The following is a 1,850-nucleotide window of genomic DNA, read 5'->3' as shown; positions in this document are numbered from 1 at the left end:
AGATGTGTATAAGAGACAGGCCTTACCTGTCATACGACCGCGGTGAACTCTTCTGTGTTTTACTCTTTTAGGCATTAACATTATTTTCTGCCTCCTTCTCTGCGGGGTCTTCTGGCAGGCTTAGACTCGGCTACATTGAGAACCTCGCCCTTGTAAAGCCATACCTTAACGCCGATTTTGCCGTAGGTCGTGTTAGCCTCGGCAAAGCCGTAGTCGATGTCCGCGCGGAGCGTCTGAAGCGGGATAGTACCCTCGTGGTACTGCTCAGAACGCGCGATCTCCGCGCCGCCGAGACGGCCTGAACACATAATCTTGATACCCTTTGCTCCGCGGCGCATCGCGTTGCCGATAGACTGCTTCATAGCGCGGCGGAAGGAAATTCTCTTTTCAAGCTGCTGAGCGATGCTCTCTGCAACGAGCTGAGCGTCGAGCTCGGGAGCTTTTACTTCTACGATGTTGATAGAAACGGGCTTGCCGAGTTTTGCCTCGCACTGAGCCTTGAGCTTCTCGATCTCGGAGCCGCCCTTACCGATTACAAGACCGGGCTTTGCGGTGTGGATAGAGATCCTTACTCTTTTGCCGTCTCTTTCGATTTCGATCTTTGAGATACCGAAGTTGTAGAGCTGAGCCTTGAGCTCGCGACGGAGGTTATAATCCTCGTAAAGAGTCGCGCCAAAGTCCTTTTTGCTCGCGAACCAACGGGAATCCCAATCTTTGATTATACCTACACGAAGACCGTGCGGATTTACTTTCTGACCCATAATTTAACCTCCCCTTAGTCTTCTTGTTCCTTGAGTACAAGGGTGATATGAGATGTTCTCTTGTTGATCCTGAACGCTCTGCCCTGTGCTCTGGGACGAATTCTTTTAAGGATGGGGCCTGCTGTTGCATTGCACTCGGCAATGTAAAGCCTGGATACATCCATATCATGGTTGTTCTCAGCATTTGCCATAGCTGACTTGAGCAGCTTGATGAGCGGCTCGCAAGCGGCCTTGGGAGTGTGCTTAAGAACAGCTTCCGCGTACTTGACGTCCTTGCCTCTGATAAGATCGAGAACAACGCCAACCTTGCGGGGTGAAATACGAACAAACTTCGCTACTGCTTTAGCTTCCATTTGCAATACTCTCCTTCCGCTTATTTGCTGGTCTTTGAACCGGCATGTCCCTTAAAGGTTCTTGTGGGCGCAAACTCACCGAGCTTGTGGCCTACCATATCTTCAGTTACATATACCGGAACGTGCTTACGGCCGTCGTGAACGGCGAATGTATGTCCTACGAACTCAGGAAAGATTGTCGAGCTTCTTGACCAGGTCTTAAGAATTCTCTTTTCTCCCTTTTCGTTCATTTCTTGAACCCTTTTGAAAAGTACAGGCTGAACAAAAGGACCCTTTTTAGTACTTCTACTCATTATTAAGCTCCTTTCTGCCCTTACTTACCGTTTCTTCTGCGAACGATAAGCTTATCGCTCTGCTTGTTGTGCTTACGTGTCTTGTAACCGAGAGCGGGCTTACCCCACGGGGTTACAGGGCCGGGACGGCCTACAGGTGATTTACCCTCACCACCGCCGTGCGGGTGGTCGTTCGGGTTCATAACAGAACCGCGGACTGTGGGACGCCATCCCATGTTTCTCTTACGGCCGGCTTTACCGATTTTTACGTTGAAGTGGTCGGGGTTAGAAACCTGACCTACGGTAGCCATGCAGTTTTCGGGAACGTTTCTGAGCTCGTTTGAAGGAAGTCTCAGAAGAGCGTAGCCGTTCTCACGAGCCATAAGCTGAGCCATGTTGCCTGCTGAACGGGCGAGCTGGCCGCCGCGTCCGGGATAGAGCTCGATGTTGTGTACGAAGGTACC

Annotated in this window: 4 protein-coding genes; all 4 read right to left on the bottom strand. The window is 51.0% G+C overall.

The genetic code is table 11. The annotated features are described in order from the left end of the window. Positions 1-80 precede the first annotated feature (80 nt). Positions 81-761, bottom strand: coding sequence for a 30S ribosomal protein S3 (gene rpsC / locus KQI83_RS12670; protein ID WP_216558690.1), 681 nt, complete (start codon positions 759-761; stop codon positions 81-83). 14 nt (positions 762-775) lie between these two features. Further along, positions 776-1,114, bottom strand: a complete 339-nt coding sequence (gene rplV, locus KQI83_RS12665; protein ID WP_216558687.1) for a 50S ribosomal protein L22 — start codon at positions 1,112-1,114, stop codon at positions 776-778. 20 nt (positions 1,115-1,134) lie between these two features. Further along, entirely contained in the window at positions 1,135-1,407 is a 273-nt protein-coding gene (rpsS, locus tag KQI83_RS12660; protein WP_216558683.1) for a 30S ribosomal protein S19, read from the bottom strand. Positions 1,408-1,427: 20 nt separating this feature from the next. Further along, a partial coding sequence (gene rplB, locus KQI83_RS12655) for a 50S ribosomal protein L2 (RefSeq protein WP_216558680.1) occupies positions 1,428-1,850 on the bottom strand: 423 nt, incomplete at its 5' end.

Origin of the sequence: Roseburia sp. MSJ-14, from assembly GCF_018918225.1 — a bacterium.
GTDB lineage: Bacteria > Bacillota > Clostridia > Lachnospirales > Lachnospiraceae > Petralouisia.
This window is presented reverse-complemented; position numbering and strand designations above follow the sequence as displayed.

Excerpts from the sequence above, each read along its gene's own strand:
- rpsC (WP_216558690.1), bottom strand. The coding sequence starts at position 761 with ATGGGTCAGAAAGTAAATCCGCACGGTCTTCGTGTAGGTATAATCAAA.
- rplV (WP_216558687.1), bottom strand. The coding sequence starts at position 1,114 with ATGGAAGCTAAAGCAGTAGCGAAGTTTGTTCGTATTTCACCCCGCAAG.
- rpsS (WP_216558683.1), bottom strand. The coding sequence starts at position 1,407 with ATGAGTAGAAGTACTAAAAAGGGTCCTTTTGTTCAGCCTGTACTTTTC.